Raw genomic sequence first — 24,078 nt, forward strand, 5'->3', positions numbered from 1 at the left:
CGGACCGCGGTGCGCACAGGAGACGCCCCGCGGGGCGGCGCGAGGAGGGGCCGGAGGCTCCCGCGACGGAGTGCCCGGCAGGGCTCAACGCCTCGGGAGACGGCTCCAGGCCGCGGTGCGGCCGGTGGGCCGACGACCGGTCAGGCCTCGAGCTTGTAGCCGAGCCCGCGGACGGTCACCAGGTACTTGGGGTTGGCCGGGTCCGGCTCGATCTTGGCGCGCAGCCGCTTGACGTGGACGTCGAGGGTCTTGGTGTCGCCCACGTAGTCCGAACCCCACACCCGGTCGATGAGCTGGACCCGGGTGAGCACCCGTCCGGCGTTGCGCATGAGCAGCTCGAGCAGGTCGAACTCCTTGAGCGGCAGGGCGACCGGCTCGCCGTCCACCGAGACGACGTGCCGGTCGACGTCCATGCGCACCGGGCCGGCCTCCAGGGCCGAGTCGGCCGGCGCCTCGACGTCGCCACGGCGGCGCAGCACCGCGCGGATGCGGGCGACCAGCTCGCGGGCCGAGTACGGCTTGGTGACGTAGTCGTCGGCGCCGAGCTCGAGCCCGACGACCTTGTCGACCTCGGCGTCCTTCGCGGTCAGCATGATGATCGGCACGTTGCTGCGAGAGCGCAGCTGACGGCAGACCTCGGTGCCGGGCAGCCCCGGCAGCATCAGGTCGAGGAGCACCATGTCGGCGCCGCCGCGGTCGAACTCGGCGAGCGCCTCCGGCCCGGTGGTGGCCACGACCGGGTCGAACCCCTCCTTCCGCAGCATGTAGGACAGCGCGTCGGAGAAGGACTCCTCGTCCTCCACCACCAGCACTCGGGTCATGACCGTCCTTCCGGGGCGTCAGCGGCGGACGGGCCGCCGGCCAGGTCGTGCTCGGCCGGCGCGTCGCCGGCGGGTTCGGGTGCGGCCTCGGCGAGCGGGATCCGCAGGGTGAAGGTGGAGCCGAGGCCCTCCTCGCTCCACACGCTCACCGAGCCACCGTGGTTGGTGGCCACGTGCTTGACGATCGCGAGCCCGAGGCCGGTGCCGCCGGTGCGGCTGGCCCGGGACTGGTCGACCCGGTAGAAGCGCTCGAACACCCGCGAACGGTCCTCGCGCGGGATGCCGATGCCGCTGTCGGTCACGGTGATCTCCGCGAACCCTGCGCGGGCGCGGGCGCCGACGGCGATCCGGGTGTTCTCGGGGCTGTAGCTGACGGCGTTGGCCAGCAGGTTGGTGACCGCCGTGGCGAGCTGCGACTCCACACCACGCACCACCAGCCCGCCCTCACCGCCGGAGACGATGGCGATCTGCTTGGCGGTGGCCGCCAGCTTGGTGCGGTCGACCGCCTCGGCGATGACCGTGTCGACGTCCACCGGCACGAGCTCGGGCAGCGGCTCGCCCCCCTGCAGCCGGGACAGGTCGATGAGCTCGCGGACCAGACGGGCCAGCCGGTCCGCCTCGTGCGTCATGCGGCTGGCGAAGCGACGCACCGTCTCAGGGTCGTCGGCGGCGTCCTCGATCGCCTCGGCCAGCAGCGACAGCGCCCCGACCGGGGTCTTCAGCTCGTGGCCGACGTTGGCCACGAAGTCCCGCCGGACCGCCTCTACCCGGCGCGCCTCGGTCACGTCCTGCAGCACCAGCGCCACCGCCCCGGGCGCCGGTCCGGTGTCGCGCTCCAGCCGGACGCCCAGCACCCCGACCTGGCGCGGCCCCCCGCCGACGACCGAGCCGGGCAGCGAGACCTCGGCGCGGCGCCGGTCGTCCTCGCGCACCGCGCGGGCCAGGTCCAGCAGCTCGGGGACCAGCAGCCGGGTCCTCCGGACGATGCCGAGGGAGCGGGCCGCCGGGTTCGCCAGCAGGACCACGTCGTCGGCGTCGAGCAGGACGACGGCGGGCTCGATCAGGTCCAGCAGCCGCTGGGACAGGACCGCCTCGGGCGCCGGGCCGCCGGACGGGACGGCGTGCTCGGGGTCGGGACGGCGCGGACGCACCAGGAGACCGGCGACCACGGCGCCGGCGACCACGCCGACGACGAGGCCGACCAGCAGGGCGACCGACGAGCTCACGCGCCGATGCTAGGCCGCGCGGACCGCCGGACATCCTCCGTGCGGGTGACCGGAGCACCCCGGATCGTGACTGTTCACGTCCCCGTGTCCCCGCGTTCACCGCCGCGGCCGGTCGAGGTGGACGCGCGGTCCTACCCTCGGGGTCCAGAGATCGTCGGGGCCTCGAACAGCGGGTACCCCCGAGTGTTGGCCACGGCCGACACGGCCGACGAGGAGGACGACGGTGCGGCAGCACTACCACGAGGAACTCGACGACATCAACAACTGCCTGGTCGAGATGGCCAACTCGGTCGGGTCGGCCATGAGCAAGGCGACGACCGCGCTGCTGGACGCCGACATCGAGCTGGCGAACCTGGTGATCGAGGGCGACGACCACATCGACGCCACGCGGGAGAGCATCGAGCAGCGGTGCTTCACCCTGCTGGCCCGGCAGGCGCCGGTCGCCACGGACCTGCGCACGATCACCGCAGCGATGCGGATCATCAGCGACCTGGAACGGATGGGTGACCTCGCCGTCCACGTCGCCAAGCTGGCGCGGATGCGCTTCCCCGAGCACGCCGTCCCGCAGGAGCTGCGGCCGATCTTCCTCAAGGCCGGGCACGTCGCCGAGAGCCTGGTACGGCAGACGGCGACCGTCATCGCCAAGCTCGACGTCGAGGCCGCCGCCGCGCTGGAGGCCGAGGACGACCTGATGGACCAGCTGCACCGGCAGCTGTTCAGCGAGCTGCTCAGCAAGGACTGGCCGCACGGCATGGAGGCGGCCATCGACATCACCCTGCTCGGCCGCTACTACGAGCGCTTCGCCGACCACGCGGTCAGCGTGGCGCGTCGGGTCGTCTACCTGGTCACCGGCGAGCGGGAGATGCACGCGCGTGCTGATTGACCGCCCTGCGGGCGATCGACCGCGGCCAGGTGCCGTACCCGGGGTGCGCTGAGCCGCTGCGTCGCTCCTCGCGGCAGCCTCCGGCCCCCACTCGTCGCGACAGACGGGTGGGGGCCGTCGCGTCCGCGCTTCCTCGGGGAGGCCTCCGGCCCCCCACTCGTCAGCGCTTGCCCTGGTTCTTGACGGCCTCGATGGCCGCAGCGGCGGCCTCGGGGTCGAGGTACTCGCCACCGGGCTTGACCGGACGCAGGTCGTCGTCCAGGTCGTAACGCAGCGGGACGCCGGTGGGGATGTTGAGCCCCACGACCTCGTCCTCGCCCATGCCGTCCAGGTGCTTCACCAGCGCCCGCAGGCTGTTGCCGTGCGCGGCGACGAGCACGGTCAGGCCCGCGCGCAGGTCCGGCACGATCGCGTCGTACCAGTACGGCAGCATCCGGACGACGACGTCGGCCAGGCACTCGGTCTGCGGCCGCACCTCCGGGGGCAGCACCGCGTAGCGCGGGTCGCCGTCCTGCGAGTACTCGCTGCTGGGCTCGATGGGCGGCGGCGGGGTGCTGTACGAGCGGCGCCAGATCGTGAACTGCTCCTCGCCGTACTCGGCGAGCGTCGCGGCCTTGTCCTTGCCCTGCAGCGCGCCGTAGTGCCGCTCGTTGAGCCGCCACGAGCGCTTGACCGGGATCCACTGCCGGTCCGCGGCGGCCAGCGCCAGCTCGGCGGTGCTGATCGCGCGCTTGAGCACCGACGTGTGCGCCACCTCGGGCAGCAGGCCGTGCTCGGCGAGCAGCTCACCGCCCCGGGCGGCCTCGCCGCGGCCCTTCTCCGACAGCGGCACGTCCACCCAGCCGGTGAACAGGTTGGCCTTGTTCCACTCGCTCTCGCCGTGGCGGAGCAGCACGAGCGTTCCTGTCGTCACACGGCCATCCTGCCCGACCGGTGAGGTGGCGGAACGGCCTCCCTGCAGGAGGAAGGGACCCCGTCCCTCTCACCGTGGAAGGACCACGTCCTCCTCACCCCTCGCAGGCTCGCGGTGAGCCTCGGGACGGGGCCGCGACCCGCCTCCGGACGGGGCCTGGCGCGAGCCGGTGAGTGGCGGGGCAGGGAGGTCCTTCACCCGACGAGCAGCGGCCACAGCAGCCAGGCCTCGAACGCCACCGGCGGCAGCAGGCCGGTGAGCAGCCACGGGCTGCGGACGGGGCGGTCGACGCCCCAGCGCAGCGCCGCGACGGCGGCCACGCTGCACGCCGCCCCGGCGGTGAGCCAGAGCAGGGTGCCGCCGAGGTCGACGTCGAGCAGCTGGGCGAAGGTCAGGCGGACCGCGCACAGCAGCAGCGGGTACACCAGCGCGGTGGCGGCGAGCAGGCCCACGAGCGCGCGGACCTGCCGCTGCTGCTCGGGGTGTTCCTGCACCGGCGCCACGCTAACCGCTGGCGGGCGCCTCAGCCCCCGGACCGGGCACGCCGTCCCGGCAGCCAGACCAGGACGACGACGGCGGCCAGCGCGGTGGCCAGCGCCGTCCCCACGGCGGTGAGGTGCATCGCCGTGACGAACGCCTCCCGGGCCGGGCCGACCAGCCGACCCGCCGCGGCGGCGGCCTCGGGGTCGCCGCCGGCCAGCGTCTGCTGCACCGCGCCGAGGGTGGCCACGAGCGAGGTGCCGGCCTCCTCGCGCAGATCGGCCGGCAGCGCGTCGACGGCGTCGCCGAGCCGCGTCGCGTAGGCGTTGGCCAGCAGCGACCCGAGGATGGCCACACCCAGCGCACCGCCGACCTGGCGCACCGAGTTGTTCACCGCCGCGCCGGCCCCGGCCTTGTGCCGGGGGACGACGGACATGATCGACTCGGTCGTCGGCGCCATGACCATGCCCATCCCCAGGCCCTGCACCGACAGGATCCCCAGCAGCAGCACCAGCGACGAGGTCTCGTCCAGCAGCTGGAAGCCCAGGACGGCCGCTGTGAGCAGGCCGAACCCGGTGCCGACGACGGCCTTGGCACCGAACCGCTCGGCCAGCCGCGAGCTGCCCGGCGCCATGACCGCCATGCCCAGCGCCATCGGGATCAGCGCCGCGCCGCTGACCAGCGGGCCGTACGCGAGCACGCCCTGCAGGTAGTAGACGAGGTAGAAGGTCGCGCCCATGAGCGCGAAGAAGTTCAGCCCGAGGGCGGCCGCGGCGGCCGAGAAGGCCGGGTTGCGGAAGAGGGTGACGTCCAGCGCCGGGTGCGTCGAGCGGCGCTGCAGCCACACGAACAGCGCCAGCAGGGCCAGCCCGCCGAACAGCGGCACGAGGACACCGGGTGAGCCCCAGCCGGCCCCCGAGCCGCCGTGGATGATCCCGTAGACCAGCCCCACCAGCGCCAGCACCGACAGCAGCACGCCGGGGACGTCGAGCCGGCCCGGCGACGGGTCGCGGGACTCGGGGACGACGAGCAGCGTCGCGACGATGCCGAGGAGCGCGACCGGCACCGCGATGAGGAAGATCGCCCCCCACCAGGCGTTCTCCAGGACCGCGCCGCTGGCCAGCGGGCCGCCGGCCACGGCGATCCCGGCGGTACCCGCCCAGACGCCGATCGCGCGGCCGCGCTCGCCCGGCGGGAAGACGTTGGTGATGACCGCCAGGGTCGTCGGCTGGACGGCCGCGCCGCCGATGCCCATGACCGCCCGCCAGGCGATCAGCTCGCCGGGGCTGCTGCTGAACGCGCCGAGCAGCGAGCCGGCCGTGTAGACCGACAGGCCGATGAGCAGCACCCTCCGGCGGCCGATGCGGTCGCCGACGACGCCCCAGGAGAACAGCAGGCCGGCGAAGACGAGGATGTAGGCGTCGATCGCCCACTGCAGCTCCCCCTGGCTGGCACCCAGCTCGCGCTGCAGCGTGGGGATCGCGACGTTGAGGGTCGTGTTGCCCATGATCACCACGAGCAGGCAGACCGTCATGGTGGCCAGCACCCACCACCGGCGGGCGTGACCGGGCCGCTCCTCGGCGGCCTCGGGGAGCGACCGTTCGGTCGCCGTCACTCCCCGCCGTCCGGGGTTCCGGCGGCGCGGGACCTCCGCCCGGGGTCGACGAAGTCGGCGAAGGCCTCCAGGTTGCGCAGGGACTCGCCCCGCTTGACCCGCCACTCCCACTCCCGGCGGATCGACGTGCCGAAGCCGATCTCGAGCATGGTGTTGAAGTGGTCGTCGGCGTAGCTGAGCACCGCGCCCAGCACGCGGTCGAGCTCGTCGGGGGTGACCGCCGCGTGCGGCAGCCGGCCGGTCAGGTAGACGTCGCCGACGCTGTCGATGGAGTAGGCGACGCCGTACATGCGGGCGTTGTGCTGCAGCAGGTAGGTCCACAGCTGCTCGCGGTTCTCGTCCGGCTGGCGGCAGACGAAGGCCTCCACCCGCAACGCGTGCTCACCGACGATCAACCCGCACACGGTCTTGAGCTTCTTCGTGCCGGGCAGGTCGACCAGCCAGCGACCGGGCGCGGGGTGCTCGTGCACCAGCTCGCTGTCGCGGAGCGTCTGCTCGACGACCGCGTCGAGCTCGGCGACGGTCCGCTCGCGGCTCACCTCGCCTCCCGTTCGCTCCCGCGCGGCGGAGCCGCCAGGACGGCCGAGCCGCTCACCGGGCCACCTGCGCGCCGAGCGCCCGCACCCCACCCAGCGCCCAGGCCGGGCGGCGCAGCCGACCCGAGGCGGCCTCCTGGGATGCCCTGGCCATCTCCTCCGCGGCAGCCGTGTAGGCCGCGACCAGGCTGTCGACGGTGCGCTCCCAGGAGAAGGAGGCCGCGTGCCGGCGCGCACCGGCCGACAGCAGCTCCCGGCGGGCGAGCACCGCGCGGAGGGCGGCGGCGTAGTCGGCCGGGTCCCGGCCCTCGACCAGCACCCCGGAGACGCCGTCCCGGACGGCCGTGCGCAGCCCGCCCACGGCGGCCGCGACGACCGGCGTCCCACAGGCCTGCGCCTCCAGGGCCACCAGGCCGAAGGACTCGTTGTGGCTGGGGACGACGGCGACGTCCGCGGCGCGGTAGTGCTCGGCGAGCCGCTCGGCGTGCACCGGCGGCAGGAACCGGACGAGGTCGGCGATCCCGAGCGCGGCGGCCAGCTGCTCGAGCTGGCGCGGGGCCTCCAGACCGGTGCCGCTGGGCGCGCCCACCACGTGCACCTGCAGCCGGTCGCGCAGCGCGGGGTCGTCGGCGAGCATCCGCGCGGCCGCCTCGAGCAGCAGGTCGGGGGCCTTGAGCGGCTGGATCCGGCCGACGAACAGGAGGACGACGGCGTCCTCGGCGATGCCCAGGCGGCGGCGGGCCGCCGTCCGGTCGCCGGGGGTGAAGCGGTCGAGGTCCACCCCCGGCGGGACGACGAGGGTGCGTCGCGGGTCGGCGCCGTAGTGCTCGACCAGCTGGCGGGCCTCGTCGTCGGTGTTGGCGACCAGCCGGTCGGCCTCGGCGACGACCTGCTCCTCGCCGATGACGCGGGCCCGCGGCTCGGGGCGGTCGCCGGCGGCCAGCGCGGCGTTCTTGACCTTGGCCAGCGTGTGCGCGGTGTGGATGAGCGGCACGCTCCACCGGTCGCGGGCCAGCCAGCCGACCTGGCCCGACAGCCAGTAGTGCGAGTGCACGACGTCGTAGTGACCCGGCTCGTGCTGGGCCTCCTCGCGCAGGACGGCGGCCGTGAAGGCGCACAGCTGCGCCGGCAGCTCCTCCTTGCCCAGGCCCTCGAACGGGCCGGCGCTGACGTGCCGCACGGTGACCCCGGGGCTCATCTCGACCACCGGCGGCAGGTCGCTGGAGGTGGCGCGGGTGAAGACGTCGACGGCGATGCCGCGCTCGGCCAGCCGCCGGGAGACCTCGACGACGTAGACGTTCATCCCCCCGGCGTCGCCGGCACCGGGCTGGTCCAGGGGGCTGGTGTGCACCGAGAGGGTGGCCACCCGACGGGGCGCGCCCGAGCGGGGGAAACGGCGAGCGGGCACGAGGACCTCCCGCCGTCTGCTGCTGTCGTCCCGGCGCCGGCTCGGCACCCCCTGTCGGCTCTCCATCCTGCATCAGCGCCAGGATGGCCACATGTCAGGTGCCTCACCTCCGCCCTCGTCCGGGTACCGCGCACTCCCCGGGAGCGGCCGGACGGCCGTCGTCACGGGTGCGTCGAGCGGCATCGGCGCGGCCACGGCCCGGAGGCTGGCGGCGGAGGGCTTCGACGTCGTCCTCGGCGCGCGGCGCATGGACCGGCTGACGGCACTGGCCGCGGAGATCGGGGCCCGGGCGCTGCCGCTCGACCTCACCGACCCCGACTCGGTCGCGGAGTTCGCCGGCGCCCTCGGCCCGGTCGACGTGCTGGTCAACAACGCCGGCGGCGCGTTCGACGCCAGCCCGGTGGCCGAGGCCGACCTGGACTCCTGGGCGCGCACCTACGAGGTCAACGTGCTGGGCACCGTCCGGCTGACCAAGGCGCTGCTGCCCAGGCTGATCGAGTCGGGTGCCGGCGACCTGCTGTTCGTGGGCTCCACCGCCGGGCTCGTCAGCTACGAGGGCGGGGCCTCCTACACGGCGGCCAAGCACGCCGTGCACACGCTGGCCGAGACGCTGCGGCTGGAGCTGTTCGACCAACCGGTCCGCGTGGTGGAGATCGCGCCCGGCATGGTGAGGACCGAGGAGTTCGCCCTCAACCGGGTCCAGGACCGGGAACGGGCCGAAGCGGTCTACCGCGGGGTGCGCGAGCCGCTGGTGGCCGAGGACGTCGCCGACTGCATCGCCTGGGCGCTCACCCGGCCGCACCACGTCAACGTCGACCTGCTCGTCGTCCGCCCACGGGCGCAGGCCGCCCAGCACAAGGTGCACCGTGAGGGCTGAGCCGGTGCTGATCCGCGAGGCGACCGACGAGGACTGGCCGGCGATCCACCGGTTCTTCCGGGAGGTCGTGGACGCCGGGCACACCTACGCCTACCCGGAGGGGCTCTCCCCGGAGGAGGCCCGGCCGCTCTGGATGGAGCAGCCGCCGGGGCGGACCGTGGTCGCGGTCGACGGCGACACGGTGCTCGGCAGCGCGAAGATGGGCCCGAACCGACCGGGCCGCGGGTCCCACATCGCGACGGCGAGCTTCCTGGTCGACCCGGCCGCGCAGGGGCGTGGGGTCGGCCGGGCGCTCGGCGAGCACGTGGTCGGCTGGGCCCGCGACGCCGGCTACCGCGGCATCCAGTTCAACGCCGTCGTCGAGACCAACGCGCCCGCCGTCGCGCTGTGGCGGTCACTGGGCTTCGTCGTCATCGGCACGGTGCCCGGCGCGTTCCACCACCCCGAGCACGGCTACGTCGGTCTACACGTGATGTTCCTCGACCTCGTCGACGGGTGACCGCCCTGTCGTGCCGAGTGGGGCCGGGGGGTCCCCCGAGGAACGACGGAACGGGGCTCAGCGTCCGTCGGGGACGGCAGCTGGCCGCGGTGTCGTGAGGAGCGGGGGCCCGGAGGGTCCCCCGACGAACGACGGAACGGGGCTCAGCGTCCGTCGGGGACGGCAGCTGGCCGCGGTGTCGCCCGGTAGGGCGACGGTGTGATCGCGGTGGGCTCGCGCTCCAGGGTCACGCCGAAGCGCTCCTGTACCGCGGCGATGATCTTCTCGGAGAAGGCGAGCAGCTCCTCGGCGGTCGCCCCGGGCTCGGTGGTCAGCGCGAGGCTGTGGCGGGGCGACGTCCCCACGCGTCCGTGCCGCGTGCCGCGACCGAAGCCGGCGTGCTGCACCAGCCAGGCGGCGCTGAGCTTGACCATGCCGTCGCCGGCGGGCCAGCTCGGGCAGCCCTCGACCACCCGATCCACCGGGACGACGGGGTTGGTGAAGAACGAGCCCGCGCTGCGGCTGGTGGGGTCGGCGAGGTCCCAGACCATGCCCTTGCCGCGGCGCAGCTCCAGCACGGCGGCGCGCACGTCGGCCAGCGGGGCCCGCTCCCCCAGCTCGACGCCGAGGGTGCGCGCCAGCTCGGCGTAGCCCACTGGCCGGGACAGGTCACTCGGCTCGAGCTCGAACGAGACGGTCAGGACGACGAACCGGCCGGGCTCGCGCTTGAGCCGGCTGTCCCGGTAGGCGAACCCGCACTCGGCCGGGGTCAGCACGCGCTCGGTGGACCCCACCCGGTCCCAGACGCGGACGGCGGTGATGACCTGGCCGACCTCCTGGCCGTAGGCGCCGACGTTCTGCACCGGCGTCGCCCCGGTCGAGCCCGGGATGCCGGACATCGCCTCCATGCCGGCCAACCGCTGCTCGACGCTGTACGCGACCAGGTCGTCCCAGGGCTCGCCGGCCTGCACGACCAGCCGGCTCCCGTCCCGCTCGACACCCCGGCTGCGCACCACGACCACGTCACCGGGCCACCCGGCGTCCGGGGCGATCAGGTTGGAGCCGCCACCCAGGACCAGCAGCGCCCGCCCGGCGGCGTCGGCGTCGCGGACGGCGGCGACCAGCTCGTCGGGGTCGGACACCTCGACCAGCCGGTCGATGGGACCGCCCACGCCGAGGGTCGTCAGCTCCGCGAGGCGGGCGTTCCGTCGGACCTGCACGGCACCACGCTAACCGCGACTACGCTCTGGGCCGGTGAGCGAGGCAGCAGGCGGGGACCACAGACGTCGCGCCAGCCTCCCGAAGAAGGCCAACCCGCGGCTGGCCGCCGGCCGGGCCCGCGCCCTGGGCCTGCCGACCCGCGGCACCACCAACGCCAACCGGCTGCGCCGGGTCGACCGCTGGCTGCTGGCCACCCAGGTGCCGCGGCTGCGTGACGCCGCGCGCCCGCTGGTCGTCGACCTGGGCTACGGCTCGTCGGCGGTGACCACGCTGGAGCTCGCCGACCGGCTGGGCCCGGAGGTGCACGGCCTCGAGGTCGTCGGCCTGGAGATCGACCCCGAGCGGGTGGCCGCCGTCGCCGCCGACCGCGACCCCCCGCGGGTCGACTTCCGGGTGGGCGGCTTCGAGCTGGCCGGCCTGCGGCCGGTGCTCGTGCGCGCGTTCAACGTGCTGCGCCAGTACGACGAGGAGTCCGCCGCCCGGGCCTGGCAGACGATATGCGCCGCCCTGGGTCCCGGAGGACTTCTGGTGGAGGGCACCTGCGACGAGTGGGGACGGCGCTCGGCGTGGGTCGCCCTCGACGCCGACGGGCCGCTCACCCTGACGCTGTCGGCGCGGGTCTCGGACCTCGACCGGCCCTCCGACCTCGCCGAGCGGCTGCCCAAGGCACTCATCCACCACAACGTGCCGGGCCAGCCGGTGCACGAGCTCCTCCGCGCCCTGGACACCGCGTGGGCCACGGCGGCCGGGCTGTCGACCTTCGGCCCGCGGCAGCGCTGGGCCGCCGCCGTCGAGTCGCTCGCCGAGCAGGGCTGGCCCTTCGTCGGCTCCAGCCGCCGGTGGCGGCACGGCGAGGTCACCGTGCGCTGGTCGGCGGTCGCCCCGGTCTGAGCGCGGCCGCGACCCGGCGGAGAGCCCCGACGCGTGTGGCGCACAGCACACGCGTCCCTGACCTGCTCGTCCTCGCCGGGCCGTCCTCCCCGGCCGGGGAGACCTCCCGGCGCTGCGGCAGGAGAGGTTCCGATCCGCTACGGTCCGTACATGCGGGGCGACGGAGTCGGACTGCGGAGATAGGACTGCGGGCACCACCATGCACCTGCTCACCCCCGACGCCCGCCCGTGACCCCCGCGGGGACGTCGGCGGAGTGGCCACGGCGACTGGAGTCGGTCCTCGCCGACCCGTCGTTGCTGCGTCTGCTCTTCCAACCGATCATCGACCTGCGACGCGGCGTCGTCGCCGGCTACGAAGCCCTGGCCCGCTTCTGCGAGCCCGACGGGAAGCCGAGCCGGGTGCCCCCCGATCGGTGGTTCGCCGCCGCGGGCACCCGGGGCTCCGGAGCACGTCTGGAAGGCCTCGTCGTCCGGCGCTGCCTGGACCTGCTGCGCACGGTGCCACCCAACTGCTTCCTCACCGTCAACGTCAGCCCGCACCTGCTCACCGACCCCGAGCTCACCGACGTCCTCCTGGCCGTCCCGGACCTCGCTCCGCTGGTCCTCGAGCTGACCGAGCACCAGGACGTGACCGATCTCGGACCCCTCCTCGACCTGCGCGACCGGCTCCGCAGCCGTGGCGCGCTCCTGGCGGTGGACGACGCCGGGTCCGGCTACTCCGGCCTCCGGCAGATCGCCGCCATCAAGCCCCAGATGGTCAAGCTGGACCGGGCGATCGTGTCCGGGGTGGACGGCGACGAGGTGAAGCTGGCCCTCACCGAACTGCTCGGCGAGTTCGCCGGACGGATCGACGCCTGGCTGCTGGCCGAGGGCATCGAGGCCTGGGGCGAGGTGGAGGCGCTGCTCCGCCTGGGTGTCCCGCTCGGCCAGGGCTGGCTCTTCGGCCGGCCCGGTCCCGCCTGGCCCCGACTCGACCCGGGGACGGCCGCGCCGCTGCGTTTCCGGTCGGCGAAGGCCCGCCTGGTCGAGCACGTGGCCAGCCTGGTCGAGCAGGTGCCCGTCGAGGGCGGACCGTCGGGAGGCGTGGTGCCCGGCGGCCAGCCGGGGCTGCGCGTCGACTCCGCCGGCCGACCCGTGGCGCTGTTGCTGCCGCGCCGTCGTGGCGACGACGAGCCGGGTCACCGGATCGCCCCGGTGAGCCTCCGCGTCCCCGCGCTCGCGGGGGTCCGCGAGGTGGCGCGGCGTGCCGCGGCGCGCCCCGAGCACTCGCGCTTCGACCCGATCGTCTGCGTCGACGACGTCGGGGTCGCGGTGGGCGTCGTCCGCGTCGAACGTCTCCTGCTCCGGCTCGCCGCCGATGGGTAGGAACCGGCTCCACCACCCATCCGAACCAGCAACCCCGAGGGAATCGTGAAGCACTTCTCCTGTGGCGACGTCGTCCCCAACTGCACCCGGACGTTCCTCGAGCCCACGGACGAGGAGATCCTCGCCGCCGTCGCCGAGCACGCCCGTGCCGAGCACGGTCTCACCGAGATCCCGCAGCACCTCATCGACCAGGTCCGGGAGCACATCCGCAGCGATCCGTGACCCGCCCTCGCCGAGCCTCCCTCCGGCACCATGGGTGCCGTGGCGATCGACGAGCGCCTGCGGCGACGGTGCACCGAGGCCGTCGTCCGAGAGGGTGAGCGCTTCAGCCTCCTGGTGCGGGAGGTCGAGGCCGGGGGAACGGCCGCGCCCGGCCTGCAGGCACTGGTCCCCTGGGTGCCCGCGTGGACGATCCGCGACCTGGTCGGACACCTGGGCGCCGTCCACCGCTGGGCGACCGCGATCGTGCGGGCCGGCACCACGGAGCGGCCCGCCGCACCGCCGCAGCCGCCGGACCACGGCCTGCTCGACTGGTACGCCGCGGGTCTCACCGACCTGCTGCGCGCCCTGCGCGACACGCCCCCGGATGCCCCGGCCTGGCACATGAGCCCGGCAGCCGAGCGGACCGTCGGCTCGTGGGTCCGCCGGCAGGCCCACGAGCTCGCCGTCCACCGCATGGACCTCGAGGTCGCCGCCGGCCGGCCGGTCACCGCGGTCGACCCGGAGCTGGCCGAGGACGGCGCGGACGAGGTGCTGCGCGTCGTCGTCCCCCGGTGGGCGCACGTCGAGCCGGTGCTCTCCGCCACGGCGGCGGTCGTCGTGCGCAGCACCGACACCGGCCGGGCCTGGACCGTCCGGGTCAGCCGCGGGGACGTCGAGGTGCACGACGGGGACGACGGCGCCGCCGACGCCCGGCTCGAGGCCCCGGCCGGTCAGCTGCTGTGCCGACTGTGGGGCCGTCCGGCCGAGGTCACGGTGACCGGCGACCCGGCCGCCGAGGCGCTGCTGCGCGGCCGCTGACGCCCGGCGCGAGCGGCTCTCCAGCGACGCGACCGGCGATCTCGGCGGTGCGGCACGATGGCTGTCGATGAGCCGTCGCAAGCAGGTCGAGCCCGTCGTCCCGCCCGGCCCCACACCCGTCGACGGTGGCACCGCCGAACTGCTCGGTGACGCCGACCGCGACGGCTCCTGGGTCCTGATGGTGAACGGGACGCCGCAGTCGCACGTCGACCTCGAGGACCCGGCCCACCTGGAGTTCGAGTACGTGCGCCGGATGGGCCACGTGCTCGACCTCGCCGCCGAGGAGGGCCGGCCCATCGACGTCGTCCACCTCGGCGGTGGCGCGCTGACCCTCCCGCGCTACGTCGCGGCGACCCGTCCCGGCTCCCGGCAGCGGGTCGTCGAGCTCGACCAGCCGCTCACCGAGCTGGTCCGCACCCACCTGCCGCTGCCGCGCGACGCCCGCGTCCGGGTGCGCGCCGCCGACGCCCGCGCCGGGCTGGTCGCCCTGCCGAGCGCCGGCGCGGACGTGGTCGTCAGCGACGTCTTCGCCGGGGCCCGCACGCCGGCGCACCTGACCAGCGTCGAGTACGCGCAGGAGGCGCACCGCGTGCTGCGGGCCGGCGGCTCGTTCGTCGTGAACGTCGCCGACGGCCCGCCGCTGCGCTTCGCCCGCACCCAGGTGGCCACGCTGCGCGCCGTCTTCGCGCACGTCTGCCTGCTGGCCGAGCCGGGCACGCTCCGCGGCCGCCGCTTCGGCAACCTGGTGGCGGTCGCCTCGGACGCCGAGCTGCCGATCCCCGCGCTGGTCCGCCGCTGCGCTGCCGACCCGATGCCCAGCCGGGTGGTCGAGGGCGCCGACCTGGACCGCTTCGCCGGCCGGGCCCGGGCGGTGCACGACGCCGACGCGGTCGCCTCCCCCGAGCCCCCGGACGGCGTCTTCAGCCGCTGAGGGCGGCCTCGAAGGCCGCCAGCGCGCGGTCGTCGAACAGCACGAACCGCACCTCCTGCACGTGCTGGACCACCGCCGCGCGGACGCCGGCCACCGCCTGGACCGCGGCGTCCTCCAGCGGCCAGCCGTAGACGCCGGCCGAGACCGCGGGGAAGGCCACCGACCGCGCGCCCAGCCCGTCGGCCACGCGCAGGCTCTCGGTGTAGCAGGAGCGCAGGACGGCGGAGCGGTCCTCGTCCGCCGACCAGACCGGCCCGGCCGTGTGCACGACCCAGCGGGCGGGGAGCCGGCCGGCCGTCGTCGCCACCGCCTGGCCGCGCGGCAGCCGGCCACCGGGCAGCCGCTCCTTGATCGCCCGGCACTCGGCGAGGATCTCGGGTCCGCCGGCCGCGTGGATCGCGCCGTCGACCCCGCCGCCGCCGAGCAGCCCGGGGTTGGCCGCGTTCACGACGACGTCGACGTCGGCCTGGGTGATGTCGCCGCGGACGGCGCGCAGGAGCACGGTCCGACCGTAGGGTCGGGGGCATGACCCCGCCTGCCCGCCTCCCCCTCCGTCGTGACACCCAGAACAAGGTCATCGCCGGTGTCTGCGCGGGGATCGCCCGGCGCTACGGAATCTCGCCGACCGTCCTGCGCCTGGCGTTCGTGCTCTCCTGCGTGCTGCCCGGCCCGCAGTTCATCGCCTACCTGCTGCTGTGGATCGTGATCCCGAAGGACACCCGGGGCTGGTGAGCCCGGCGGCTCACCAGCTGCTGCCGCCCCGGCTCAGGCCTCGGACGGCGGGCCGCACGTCGACCAGGTAGACGATCGCGGCGATCACCGCCGGCAGACCGAGGAAGCTCATCGGCCCCATGAGCAGGAGGACGACCAGGGACAGGGCCAGGATGGCCCCCCACCCGGGCTTGGTGAGCTTGCCCGCCGCGACGTAGCCGGCGGCGGGGCGGATGAGGGCGTCGGCCAGCGCCCACGCGGCGAGCGCCAGGGTCGCGAGGCTCAGCACGTCCAGCAGGACCCCGTTGAAGCTCAGCATGCCCGGGAGGGTACTCGCGGGGGGCGCCCCGCCCGCGGTGCCGCGACCCCTCCGAGGGAGGTCCGGACACGGCAGGGCCCCGGAGCGCTGTGCGCAGCTCCGGGGCCCTGGGTCGAACGAGAGCCGGTCGCGGCCCTCTCTGGCCCCCGTCCAGGGGCCCACCCTCAGCTAGCGGAGGGTGGGGAGGACGGGCCGGCCTCCCTGCAGGGTCCCGCCGCGAGCTTGCGAGCGGTGGGGGCAGGGAGGTCCTGGGTCAGTTGTCGCGCTTGGTGGTGCGGGCGCGGGTCACGCGGGTGGAGGTGCCGGCCGGGGTCGACTTCCGGGCCGCGGAGGTCTTCTTGGCGGCGGCGCGCTTGCGAGCCGGCTTGGGCGCCTCGGGCTCCTCGGCCGACTCCAGGGTCGCCTTGGCCGACTGGGCGGCCTCGTGCGTGGCCTCCTCGGCGGAGTCGATGGCCTTCTCCGCCTTCGCCGCCGTCTTCTGCGCGATCGAGGTGACCTCGTTGGAGGCCTCGGCCACGGTCTCGGCGGTCTCCTCGAGGACCTCCTCGAGGGTGTCCTCGACGGCGTCCACCGCGCGCTCGGCGCGGCCGACCACCCGGCGGACGACGGGCTGGCGGCGCAGCTCCTCGACGACCTCGGCACCGCGGACGGCGAGGGTCTCGATGGTGGCGACCGCCTGGGTGCGGGCGGTGCTCACCAGGCCGGCCACCGTGCTGGCGACGGCGTCCGGGCGGACGGCGGAGGCGACGTGCTGGGCCGAGGTGCGGGCGGTCCGGACGGCCTCCTCGGCGCGGGTGCGGGCCTCCTTGGCGGCCAGGTCGACCTGCACCTGGGCCTCGCCGGGCAGGGCCTCGACGCGCGAGCGCAGCGTGCCGACGGCGGCGAGGGTCCGCTCGACGGCCAGGTCACCGGCGCCGACGGCGGCCAGCAGGACCTGCTTGTTCTGGACGGCGACGGTCTCGCCGTACTCCTTCAGCACGGTCTTGTTGAGCAGGGTCTTCATGCCGACTCCTTCGCGGAACGGTTCGGGGTGGGGTCAGAGGGGTCCGCCGGGGTGGACGCGTTGGTGGCGTGCTCCCTGACGTAGGTCTCGTAGAGCTCGAGCAGCACGGCCTTGTGCCGCTCGGACAGCGACGGGTCGGCGCGGATCGCGGCCACGGTGTCCGGGTTGCCGGCGCGGCGGTCGAGGATCCCGGCCTGCTCGTAGAGCGTCTCGGCCGAGATCTTCAGACCCTTGGCGATGGCGGCGAGGATCTCCGCCGACGGCTTGCGCAGCCCCCGTTCCACCTGCGAGAGGTACGGGTTGCTCACCCCGGCCGTGCGGGCGAGCTCGCGGAGGGACACCCGGGCGGCGTTGCGCTGCTCCCGGATGAACTCCCCGACCTGGGACCCGGTCGCCGAGACCTTGGAGCGCTCGGCGGCCACCGTCCCCGCGACACTGCTCGCGACCTGGTCGACCACACCGCGGACGGTGGTCACCTGCCCGCGGACGAAGTCGCTCGGGTTCTGCACACTCATGACGCTAGGCCGGGGTGCTAGCTCCTGCAAGCGGAGGAGCTAGCACCCGGCCGTGAAGCGCCTCACACCCGGCGTGTCGACTCACGTCAGCAGCGCTGCGGCTGCTCGCACCTCCCCGACCACGCCGTCCCCGCCGGAGACCGGCGTCAGCGACCAGGGGGCCAGCTGCTCGGCCGGGACGCCGAGCTGCCTCAGGCCGGCGCACAGCGCGGGCGTGCGGCCGCGGTCGCCGCCGTCGTCGAGCTTGAGGGCGACCGCGCCACGGCCGGGCAGCGCGGCGACGTGCACGCCGTCGGCACCGCCCTTGACCAGCAGGCCGTCGACGGCGCGCATGAGGTCGGTGTCGTCGCGACCGCTCCCCGCCACGAACCAGGGGTGCGCCCGCATCGCGTCGGCGACCGCGCGGTCCGACGTGCCGGCCGCGGCCTCGACCAGCGAGGCCACGCCCCGTGCCAGGCCGGTCAGCGGCAGCGCGTGCTGCGGGGCGCCGCAGCCGTCGACGACGACCGCCGCCACCGGCGTGCGCGCGGCCTGCCCGAGGCGCGCCTCGACCGCCTGCTGCAGCGGGTGCTCGCGCTCGAGGTAGCCCTCGGTGGGCCAGCCGGCGGCGACGCACGCCGAGAGCATCGCCGCGTGCTTGCCCGAGCAGTTCATCGCCAGCCGCTCCGGCGACCGGCCCGCGGCCAGCCAGGCCGCGGAGGTGGGGTCGTGCACCGGCAGCGCCGGCGGGCAGCCGAGGTCGTCCGGCGAGAGCCCGACGGCGGCGAGCATGCCGGCGACCAGCTCGCGGTGCCCGTCCTCGCCGGAGTGCGACCCGGCGCCGATCGCCAGCTCCTCCCCCGAGCGCGGCCTCCAGCCGGCGGCAAGCAGCGCGGTGGCCTGCACCGGCTTGTTCGCCGAGCGCGGCAGCACGGGCCGCTCGACGTCCCCCACGGCGTACAGCACGGCACCGTCGGGGCCGACGACGACCAGGGAGCCGCAGTGCACCGACTCCAGGAAGCCCGAGCGCCACACCTCGACCAGCACCGGGTTGTCCGGCCACGAGAGGACCTCCTCGCCCCCCGCCACTCGCGAGCTCGCGGCGGGCCCCTCCGAGGAGGCCGTCACCGTCCCTCGTCGGCCAGCAGGGCGGCGACGTCGGCCTCGCCGTTGCGGTAGCGGCGGGCGAGCTCGGCGGCCAGCCCGTCCATGACCTGCTGCACGCCACGGCGCCGCTCGGACAGCGCCCCCTCGGCCTCGGCCAGGGCGCGGGCGGCCCGCTCCAGCTCGGCGTCCGGCAGCTCGGGGACCGCCGACAGGTCGACGCCGGGGGTCAGCGAGTTGACCCAGCTCTCGTACGCCTCCGGCGTGGCGGGCTGCACGGTCTGGTGCCGGCCGAGGCCGTGGGCCGGGCCGCGGCCCTTCTCGGCGAGGATCTCGGGCAGCAGGTCGACCAGCGAGCGGCCGTCGTGCTCGGCGCGGCGCTGCAGCTCGCGGCGCACGATGTCCAGCCGGCCCTGCAGCAGCCGCCGGGTGTAGGAGAGGTTGACCTCCTCCTGCTCGGCCTGGCGGCGCAGCCGGCGGACGTCGGCCATCGGCCGCGCCACGGCGCCCTCGAGGAAGCCGGGGTCGAGCAGTGCGTCGACGGCGGTGCCGCCGGCGCGGGTCGGTTCGGGGGTCACGAGCGGGCCTCTCCGGTGGGGCGAGCGGTCACCGGGGGATGGTCCCAGATCGCACGGCCTGGACCCGTTCACGCGCCGCAGCGACCGTGTCGTCCAGAGTGGCCGGGGCGTCGTCGGGGTCGATCGCGGCCCGGGCGCCGGCCACGGTCAGCTCGGCGTCCATCGGCACCGACTGCTTGACCAGCGCCAGCGCCACGACGCCGAGCTCGTGGTGGCGGACGACGGAGCCGACCCGGCCGACGTCGCGGGGGCCGAGCTGCACCGGCGTCCCGGCCTCGGGCAGCTGCTCGGCCAACCCGTCGAGGTGCAGCAGCACCAGCCGCCGCGGCGCGCGGCCGAGGTTGTGCACCCGGGCGACGGTCTCCTGGCCGCGGTAGCAGCCCTTGGCCAGGTGGACGGCGCTGGTCAGCCAACCGGTCTCGTTGGGGATGGTGCGGTGGTCGGTGTCGACGCCCAGGCGCGGCCGGCGGGCCTCGACCCGCAGCGCGTCGTACGCGTCCACCCCGGCGGGCGCGGCCCCGGTGGTGAGCAGGGCGTCGGCGCGGTCGGCCAGCTCGGCGCGCGGGACCAGCAGGTCGACCGCGGGTGCGCCGTCCCCGATCGGCGGCATCCGGCGCACCCAGCCGCCGCCGTCCAGGGGGAGCACCGCGTACGGCGCGGCGGGGACCGGCAGGCCGGTGGCGGCGAGCACCGCGTCGCCGCGCGGGCCGACCAGGGACAGCAGCGCCCAGGCCTCGGTCACGAGCGCGGGCTCGACGCGGAGCAGGAACCGCATCCGTTCCAGGTACTGCTGCAGCGCCGCGCCGGTGCCCGGCTCGACGTCCACCCACGTGCTGCCGGCGAGCTCGGCGAGGACGAGGTGGTGCTCGACGTGCCCGTTCGGGGAGAGCTCGAGGGCCTCGGCGCCGGTGCCGTCGCCGAGCTGCTCGAGGTGCTGGGTGAGCAGGCTGTGCAGCCAGGTCAGCCGGTCGGCCCCGGGGACGACGAGCACGTCGCGGTCGCTGCGGTCGACCAGACCGGCGCCCTCGGCGAGCTCACGCTGCTCGCGCAGGGGGCTGCCGTAGTGCGCCGGCACGGACCCGTCCTCCACCGGGACGGCGCCGGGGCGCGAGAGCAGGGGGCTGGGGGTGGACATCAGGACTCCGATCCGGCTCGTTCGCGGCACGCGCGGCACGTCCCCGACAGCGCGACGTGCCCCACGTCCAGCTGGAAACCCAGGTCGGCGGCCAGACGTTCCGCGGCGGGGTCGAGCAGGGCCGGGTCGACCGAGGAGATCTCCCCGCAGCTGGCGCACACCACGTGCAGGTGGGGGTGCTCGGCGGCGTGGTAGACCGGCGCGCCCTTGCCGAGGTGGGTGTGCCACACCAGCCCGAGCCGCTCGAGCAGTTCGAGGTTGCGGTAGACCGTCGAGGTGTCCGGTGCCGCGCCGTCCGGGCCGGCCTCCTCGCGCAACCGGGTGGCGATCTCGTCGGGGGTGGCGTGCTCCAGCGCGGCCACCGCGGCGAGCACCCGCTGACGCTGGGTCGTCAGCCGCAGCCCGCGGGCGCGCAGGCGCTCGGCCAGCGGTGCCGCGCCGTCCGGCGCGGCGGCGGAGTGCGGGTGCGGGGCGGGCACGGGTCCAGCCTAGGTCCGCGCCATGGCCCGCAGGTCGGCCAGCAGGTCGGCGTAGCCGGCCACCGGGACGCCGTCCACCGTGGCGCCGGGCACCCCGGTGACGCCGTCGATCGCGCCGGCCGCGGTCGCGGCCGCGAGCAGCCGCGCGTCCACCTGCGGGTCCAGCAGCGCGGCCAGGGCGTCGCGGCGCCCGTGGGAGAGCCGTGCCAGGCCGGCGACCAGTCCGGAGCAGCCCCAGTTGGAGGTGCCGGCGACGACGAGGGCGTCCACGGGCACCCGGCAGGCGATCCGGTCGCCGTGCGCGACGCAGGCGGCGACGACGTCGGCCGGCACGTTGCCCATGCCGATCTCGTTGCCGCCGTCGCCGACCGCTCCGGTCACCAGCCCCGGCAGGTCGAAGGCCGCGTGCAGCGGCGCGGTGGACCCGGTCACGTCGAAGCCGCGCATCGTCAGCACCCGCCCGTCCGCGTTCGGCCCCAGCCGCTCGACCGCGACCAGGTGCGAGAGGCCGAGCGCGGCCACCCGGTCCCGCACCTGCGCCTCGCCCGCGGATCCCGGCAGCACCTCCAGGCGCCCGGCGCCGAGCACCTCCAGGCAGGCGGCGGTCACCTGCGCACACGGTTCGTCGGTGAGCACCACCGGGTCCGCGCCGAGCTCCGCCAACCCGGCGGCCAGGACGGCGGTGCCCACCGGCCCGTCGGTCTCGGCCGCCGGCGTGGGCGCCCACGCGATGTGCACGCCCGTGACCAGGCCGACCCGGGTGCCGGCGCGACCGGCGGCGGTGAGCTCCGCGGCCAGCCGACCCAGCTGCCCGGGGACGGCGGCGGCCAGTCCGGTGACGTCGCGGGCGCCGGGCCGCAGCAGCGCCCGCGCGACGTCCGCGAGCGCGCCGCTCACCGCACCGGCGGGCGGGCCTCCGCGAGCACCCGCTGCAGCGAGGCGAGGTGGCGGTCGGGCACCGAGTGCTCGCCGCGGGGCGGCAGGAAGCCCTCGACGGTGGCGCCGGTGACCCGGGCGAACGAGGCCGCCTCCTCGCCCAGCGCCCGGACGACGGCGTGCCCGCCCCACGCGGCGCTCTGCGCGAGGTGGGCCATCGCGGCGGCGCTCTCGGCCCGCTCCCCCACGCAGTCGAACGGCTTCTCCGTGGCCCACAGCCGCCGGAACCCGTCGACCAGGGACAGGTCGGCCAGCGGGTCGCCGCCGAACACCTCCCGCGCCTCCCCCGGGGTGAGGAAGACCGCGAAGCAGAGGAAGGTGAACAGGCACTTGTCGCAGTGCAGGCACCAGCGCTGCGTGGCCTCCCCACCCAGGTGTGCCTGCGTGTAGCTGCGGTTGCAACTGAGGATCTCGCCGCGCAGGTCCGGCAGGGCCGCCACCGCCGCGACGGTCGCCAGCTCCGACAGCTGCCGGGTCAGGCTGAAGTAGCCCACGCCCACCTCGGCCGCCGCCGCGGCGAAGAGCCGCTCGAACTCGTAGGACTTCGAGTACTGGTGGTTCACCCGCGCGCCGTTGACCGTCAGGGTCTCCTCGTCGGCCGAGCGCTCGTTGGCGAACACCACGGGGTCGAACCCGCCGAGGACGGCGACCAGCGTGGAGATCGCCGAGTTGATCGCGGTGACCGGCACGTGCCCGTTCAGGCCGCCGGCGCGCGTGCGCTCGCCCAGCAGCGGGTCCAGCCGGCGGCGGACGCCGATGAGCGGCACCCCCGCGGCCCGGGCCACGTCGCGCTGGGCGTCGGTCGGGTTGACCGCGAACGCGGTGGCCGGGGTGACGACGACCAACGCCAGGGCGGAGTCCTTGCCGCCGCCGACCGGCAGCAGCGCCTGGCGCTCGCCGCGGTCCGCCGGCGCGGGGACGTCGTCGGTCGTCTCGAGGTCGAAGGCGACCTCGTGCGGCACCGGCAGCCGGTTGACCGCGGCGAACTCGCCCAGTCCGTGCGTGTACGCGGCCTCGGCGACGGCGGCCTGCGCCTTGGTCACCGGCCGCTCGACGACGACCCGGCCGGGCGCGCGCAGCTTGTAGTAGCTGGTGCCCATGACCAGGTGGACCAGGTCGAGTGCGGCGTCCACCCGCGCCGGGTCGGCACCGCCCAGCAGGTCCGGATCCAGGGTCAGTCGCTCGGTGAACTCGTCGCCGGCCAGCCGGTAGGTGAAGGCGGCCTCGCCGGTGGCGGGGTCGAGGGAGCGGCCGGCGACGACGAAGGCGTCAGACACGCCGGGCTCCGGCGTCGAGGAGGATCTGCTCATAGGTGCGTGCCAACTCCTCGTAGTTGCGGAAGCGGTTGTAGCTGGGCGCGCCCGGCGAGAGCAGCACCAGGCCGCCCGGGCGGGCGGTGCGGAGCGCCTCGGCGACGGCCTCGGCCAGGGAGCCGGTCTCGGTGACCGGCGCGTCGACGCCCGCGGCGGCCGCGGCGGCGCGCAGGTCGGCGGCGAACCGGGCGCCGGTGTCCGGGATCGTGAGCACCTGCACCGTGCCGCGGCGGGCGACGACCGCCGCGGCGAGGTCGGTGTAGTCCAGCCCGCGGTCCTGGCCGCCGGCGATCAGCGTGACCTGCCGCCCGGCGAAGGCGTCGATCGCCGCGCGCACCGACACCGGGGTGGTGCTCAGCGCGTCGTCGACGAACGTGACGCCGTCCCGCGTGGCCACCGGCGAGAGCCGGTGCGGCAGCGCCCGGAAGTCGGCGACGGCGGCGCGGACGGCCTCGGCGGAGCGGTCGAGGTCGGCGCCCATCCGCACGCAGGCGGCCAGCGCGACGTGCAGGTTGGCGACGTTGTGGACGCCCGCGAGGCGCTCCAGCGGGAAGCCGGCCAGCCGCGCCTCGGGGACGACGTCGGCCGGGTCGACCAGCACCGCCGGGTCGAGCTGCTGCTCCGCGATCGGCCGGGCCTGGGGGCTGACGACCACCGAGCCGGGCCCGCAGGCGGCGAAGACGTGCAGCTTGTCGCGGTAGTACGTTTCGACGTCGCCGTGCCAGTCCAGGTGCTCGGGGGCCAGCGAGGTCACCGCGCCCCAGCCGGACCAGCCCTCGACCGCGGCCGCCTGGTAGCTGGAGACCTCGACGACCAGCGACGTGGGACCGGTGGCGGACGCACGGCCGACCTGACCGTCCAGCAGGACGTCCAGCAGCGGGGTGCCGATGTTGCCGGCGTGCACCGCCGGCCGGCCGGCCGCGCTGAGCACCACGGCGGCCAGCGCGCTGGTCGTGCTCTTGCCCTTGGTGCCGGTGACGCAGAGCGTCGGGACGTCACGGGCGGTGAACTCGGCCAGGGCCACGCCGGTGCCCGAGACGAGGGTGGTCCGGGCGGCCAGCGCGCGGGCGTCCTCGCGGTAGGGGCTGATCCCCGGCGAGCGGAACACCACGTCGCAGCCGGCGAGGTCGGCGACGTCGCTGCCGGCCTGCACACCCGGCGGGAGGTCGGTCGGCGGGACGGCGTCGACGACCAGGACGCCCGCCGCGCCGGCGGTCAGCGCGGCGCGCACCGCGGCCCGTCCCTCGCGACCGTGACCCCAGACGCCGACCCGGCGCCCGGCCAGCTCGGCGAGCCTCACCGGCCGTCCCCGGACGGCCGTGCAGCGCGGTGGGTCACGGC

At 75.6% G+C, this 24,078-nt stretch carries 28 protein-coding genes; 9 read left to right on the forward strand and 19 right to left on the reverse strand.

The window, feature by feature from the left end; translation table 11 throughout:
• Positions 1-140: 140 nt before the first annotated feature.
• A complete protein-coding gene (locus ACU610_RS17135) occupies positions 141-821 on the reverse strand; it encodes a winged helix-turn-helix domain-containing protein (RefSeq protein WP_446768898.1) in 681 nt (226 codons plus the stop codon).
• The gene (locus ACU610_RS17140) at positions 818-2,047 is read right to left on the reverse strand and encodes a sensor histidine kinase (protein ID WP_446768899.1); all 1,230 of its coding nucleotides are present in this window, start codon (positions 2,045-2,047) and stop codon (positions 818-820) included. The genes ACU610_RS17135 and ACU610_RS17140 overlap by 4 nt, the downstream gene beginning before the upstream one ends.
• Before the next feature lie 223 nt (positions 2,048-2,270).
• Here ACU610_RS17140 and phoU point away from each other — a divergent pair, with 223 nt between their 5' ends.
• Positions 2,271-2,930 (forward strand): phosphate signaling complex protein PhoU, encoded by a 660-nt coding sequence (phoU, locus tag ACU610_RS17145; protein WP_446768900.1) that lies wholly within the window; start codon positions 2,271-2,273, stop codon positions 2,928-2,930.
• A 160-nt stretch (positions 2,931-3,090) separates the two neighbouring features.
• Here phoU and ACU610_RS17150 read toward each other — a convergent pair whose 3' ends face one another.
• The 5 genes from ACU610_RS17150 to mshA all read right to left on the reverse strand — a co-directional run bounded on the left by ACU610_RS17150 (position 3,091) and on the right by mshA (position 7,882).
• Positions 3,091-3,843, reverse strand: a complete 753-nt coding sequence (locus ACU610_RS17150; protein WP_446768901.1) for a phosphoglyceromutase — start codon at positions 3,841-3,843, stop codon at positions 3,091-3,093.
• Between the two features lie 194 nt (positions 3,844-4,037).
• Complete coding sequence (locus ACU610_RS17155) at positions 4,038-4,337, reverse strand: hypothetical protein (RefSeq protein ID WP_446768902.1); 300 nt, start codon at positions 4,335-4,337, stop codon at positions 4,038-4,040.
• A gap of 29 nt (positions 4,338-4,366) precedes the next feature.
• Positions 4,367-5,938 carry an MFS transporter gene (locus tag ACU610_RS17160; RefSeq protein WP_446768903.1) on the reverse strand — a complete coding sequence of 524 codons (1,572 nt, stop codon included), beginning with the start codon at positions 5,936-5,938 and terminating at the stop codon, positions 4,367-4,369.
• On the reverse strand, positions 5,935-6,477 hold the full coding sequence (locus tag ACU610_RS17165) for a YbjN domain-containing protein (RefSeq protein ID WP_446768904.1): 543 nt from the start codon (positions 6,475-6,477) through the stop codon (positions 5,935-5,937). The genes ACU610_RS17160 and ACU610_RS17165 overlap by 4 nt, the downstream gene beginning before the upstream one ends.
• 52 nt (positions 6,478-6,529) lie before the next feature.
• Positions 6,530-7,882 carry a D-inositol-3-phosphate glycosyltransferase gene (gene mshA / locus ACU610_RS17170; protein WP_446768905.1) on the reverse strand — a complete coding sequence of 451 codons (1,353 nt, stop codon included), beginning with the start codon at positions 7,880-7,882 and terminating at the stop codon, positions 6,530-6,532.
• 91 nt (positions 7,883-7,973) lie between these two features.
• On the opposite strand from mshA, the gene ACU610_RS17175 reads away from it, so the two are divergent.
• Together ACU610_RS17175 and ACU610_RS17180 are read left to right on the forward strand one after the other, a co-directional pair.
• Positions 7,974-8,759: an SDR family oxidoreductase gene (locus ACU610_RS17175; RefSeq protein ID WP_446768906.1), complete on the forward strand. Its 786-nt coding sequence runs from the start codon at positions 7,974-7,976 to the stop codon at positions 8,757-8,759.
• A complete protein-coding gene (locus ACU610_RS17180) occupies positions 8,749-9,258 on the forward strand; it encodes an N-acetyltransferase family protein (RefSeq protein ID WP_446768907.1) in 510 nt (169 codons plus the stop codon). The genes ACU610_RS17175 and ACU610_RS17180 overlap by 11 nt, the downstream gene beginning before the upstream one ends.
• 143 nt (positions 9,259-9,401) lie before the next feature.
• Here the strand turns inward: ACU610_RS17180 and ACU610_RS17185 are convergent, their stop codons facing one another.
• Positions 9,402-10,457 carry a UDP-N-acetylmuramate dehydrogenase gene (locus tag ACU610_RS17185; protein ID WP_446768908.1) on the reverse strand — a complete coding sequence of 352 codons (1,056 nt, stop codon included), beginning with the start codon at positions 10,455-10,457 and terminating at the stop codon, positions 9,402-9,404.
• Between the two features lie 34 nt (positions 10,458-10,491).
• Between ACU610_RS17185 and ACU610_RS17190 the strand changes: the two genes are divergently transcribed.
• The 5 genes from ACU610_RS17190 (at position 10,492) to ACU610_RS17210 (ending at position 14,665) form a co-directional block, all read left to right on the forward strand.
• On the forward strand, positions 10,492-11,349 hold the full coding sequence (locus ACU610_RS17190) for a class I SAM-dependent methyltransferase (protein ID WP_446768909.1): 858 nt from the start codon (positions 10,492-10,494) through the stop codon (positions 11,347-11,349).
• A gap of 228 nt (positions 11,350-11,577) precedes the next feature.
• Entirely contained in the window at positions 11,578-12,714 is a 1,137-nt protein-coding gene (locus ACU610_RS17195; RefSeq protein WP_446768910.1) for an EAL domain-containing protein, read from the forward strand.
• A 45-nt stretch (positions 12,715-12,759) separates the two neighbouring features.
• Entirely contained in the window at positions 12,760-12,936 is a 177-nt protein-coding gene (locus tag ACU610_RS17200) for a DUF1059 domain-containing protein (protein WP_446768911.1), read from the forward strand.
• 39 nt (positions 12,937-12,975) lie between these two features.
• Positions 12,976-13,734 (forward strand): maleylpyruvate isomerase family mycothiol-dependent enzyme, encoded by a 759-nt coding sequence (locus tag ACU610_RS17205; protein ID WP_446768912.1) that lies wholly within the window; start codon positions 12,976-12,978, stop codon positions 13,732-13,734.
• Between the two features lie 67 nt (positions 13,735-13,801).
• Positions 13,802-14,665: a spermidine synthase gene (locus tag ACU610_RS17210; protein WP_446768913.1), complete on the forward strand. Its 864-nt coding sequence runs from the start codon at positions 13,802-13,804 to the stop codon at positions 14,663-14,665.
• On the opposite strand, the gene ACU610_RS17215 is transcribed toward ACU610_RS17210, so the two are convergent.
• A complete protein-coding gene (locus ACU610_RS17215) occupies positions 14,655-15,167 on the reverse strand; it encodes an O-acetyl-ADP-ribose deacetylase (RefSeq protein WP_446768914.1) in 513 nt (170 codons plus the stop codon). The two genes, ACU610_RS17210 and ACU610_RS17215, sit on opposite strands and share 11 nt — an antisense overlap.
• Before the next feature lie 23 nt (positions 15,168-15,190).
• On the opposite strand from ACU610_RS17215, the gene ACU610_RS17220 reads away from it, so the two are divergent.
• Complete coding sequence (locus ACU610_RS17220) at positions 15,191-15,397, forward strand: PspC domain-containing protein (RefSeq protein ID WP_446768915.1); 207 nt, start codon at positions 15,191-15,193, stop codon at positions 15,395-15,397.
• Between the two features lie 10 nt (positions 15,398-15,407).
• Here ACU610_RS17220 and ACU610_RS17225 read toward each other — a convergent pair whose 3' ends face one another.
• From ACU610_RS17225 to murD, 10 genes are all read right to left on the reverse strand, one after another.
• The gene (locus ACU610_RS17225; protein WP_446768916.1) at positions 15,408-15,695 is read right to left on the reverse strand and encodes a DUF2516 family protein; all 288 of its coding nucleotides are present in this window, start codon (positions 15,693-15,695) and stop codon (positions 15,408-15,410) included.
• Between the two features lie 253 nt (positions 15,696-15,948).
• A complete protein-coding gene (locus ACU610_RS17230) occupies positions 15,949-16,698 on the reverse strand; it encodes a hypothetical protein (RefSeq protein ID WP_446768917.1) in 750 nt (249 codons plus the stop codon).
• A complete protein-coding gene (locus ACU610_RS17235; RefSeq protein WP_446768918.1) occupies positions 16,695-17,207 on the reverse strand; it encodes a helix-turn-helix domain-containing protein in 513 nt (170 codons plus the stop codon). The genes ACU610_RS17230 and ACU610_RS17235 overlap by 4 nt, the downstream gene beginning before the upstream one ends.
• Positions 17,208-17,294: 87 nt before the next feature.
• On the reverse strand, positions 17,295-18,320 hold the full coding sequence (locus tag ACU610_RS17240) for an asparaginase (RefSeq protein ID WP_446768919.1): 1,026 nt from the start codon (positions 18,318-18,320) through the stop codon (positions 17,295-17,297).
• Positions 18,317-18,874, reverse strand: a complete 558-nt coding sequence (locus ACU610_RS17245) for an RsiG family protein (RefSeq protein ID WP_446768920.1) — start codon at positions 18,872-18,874, stop codon at positions 18,317-18,319. The genes ACU610_RS17240 and ACU610_RS17245 overlap by 4 nt, the downstream gene beginning before the upstream one ends.
• 28 nt (positions 18,875-18,902) lie before the next feature.
• Positions 18,903-20,009 (reverse strand): CAF17-like 4Fe-4S cluster assembly/insertion protein YgfZ, encoded by a 1,107-nt coding sequence (gene ygfZ, locus ACU610_RS17250; RefSeq protein WP_446768921.1) that lies wholly within the window; start codon positions 20,007-20,009, stop codon positions 18,903-18,905.
• Positions 20,009-20,488 (reverse strand): Fur family transcriptional regulator, encoded by a 480-nt coding sequence (locus ACU610_RS17255; protein ID WP_446768922.1) that lies wholly within the window; start codon positions 20,486-20,488, stop codon positions 20,009-20,011. Before ACU610_RS17255 ends, ygfZ begins: the two co-directional genes overlap by 1 nt.
• A 9-nt stretch (positions 20,489-20,497) precedes the next feature.
• The gene (locus ACU610_RS17260) at positions 20,498-21,385 is read right to left on the reverse strand and encodes a glutamate cyclase domain-containing protein (RefSeq protein ID WP_446768923.1); all 888 of its coding nucleotides are present in this window, start codon (positions 21,383-21,385) and stop codon (positions 20,498-20,500) included.
• On the reverse strand, positions 21,382-22,701 hold the full coding sequence (locus ACU610_RS17265) for a hypothetical protein (protein ID WP_446768924.1): 1,320 nt from the start codon (positions 22,699-22,701) through the stop codon (positions 21,382-21,384). Before ACU610_RS17265 ends, ACU610_RS17260 begins: the two co-directional genes overlap by 4 nt.
• On the reverse strand, positions 22,694-24,037 hold the full coding sequence (murD, locus tag ACU610_RS17270) for a UDP-N-acetylmuramoyl-L-alanine--D-glutamate ligase (RefSeq protein WP_446768925.1): 1,344 nt from the start codon (positions 24,035-24,037) through the stop codon (positions 22,694-22,696). Before murD ends, ACU610_RS17265 begins: the two co-directional genes overlap by 8 nt.
• Between the last annotated feature and the right edge of the window lie 41 nt (positions 24,038-24,078).

The organism is Geodermatophilus sp. URMC 61 (genome assembly GCF_052931555.1).

Excerpts from the sequence above, each read along its gene's own strand:
- ACU610_RS17175 (WP_446768906.1), top strand. The coding sequence starts at position 7,974 with ATGTCAGGTGCCTCACCTCCGCCCTCGTCCGGGTACCGCGCACTCCCC.
- ygfZ (WP_446768921.1), bottom strand. The coding sequence starts at position 20,009 with ATGTCCACCCCCAGCCCCCTGCTCTCGCGCCCCGGCGCCGTCCCGGTG.
- ACU610_RS17230 (WP_446768917.1), bottom strand. The coding sequence starts at position 16,698 with ATGAAGACCCTGCTCAACAAGACCGTGCTGAAGGAGTACGGCGAGACC.
- ACU610_RS17135 (WP_446768898.1), bottom strand. The coding sequence starts at position 821 with ATGACCCGAGTGCTGGTGGTGGAGGACGAGGAGTCCTTCTCCGACGCG.
- ACU610_RS17210 (WP_446768913.1), top strand. The coding sequence starts at position 13,802 with ATGAGCCGTCGCAAGCAGGTCGAGCCCGTCGTCCCGCCCGGCCCCACA.
- ACU610_RS17220 (WP_446768915.1), top strand. The coding sequence starts at position 15,191 with ATGACCCCGCCTGCCCGCCTCCCCCTCCGTCGTGACACCCAGAACAAG.
- ACU610_RS17225 (WP_446768916.1), bottom strand. The coding sequence starts at position 15,695 with ATGCTGAGCTTCAACGGGGTCCTGCTGGACGTGCTGAGCCTCGCGACC.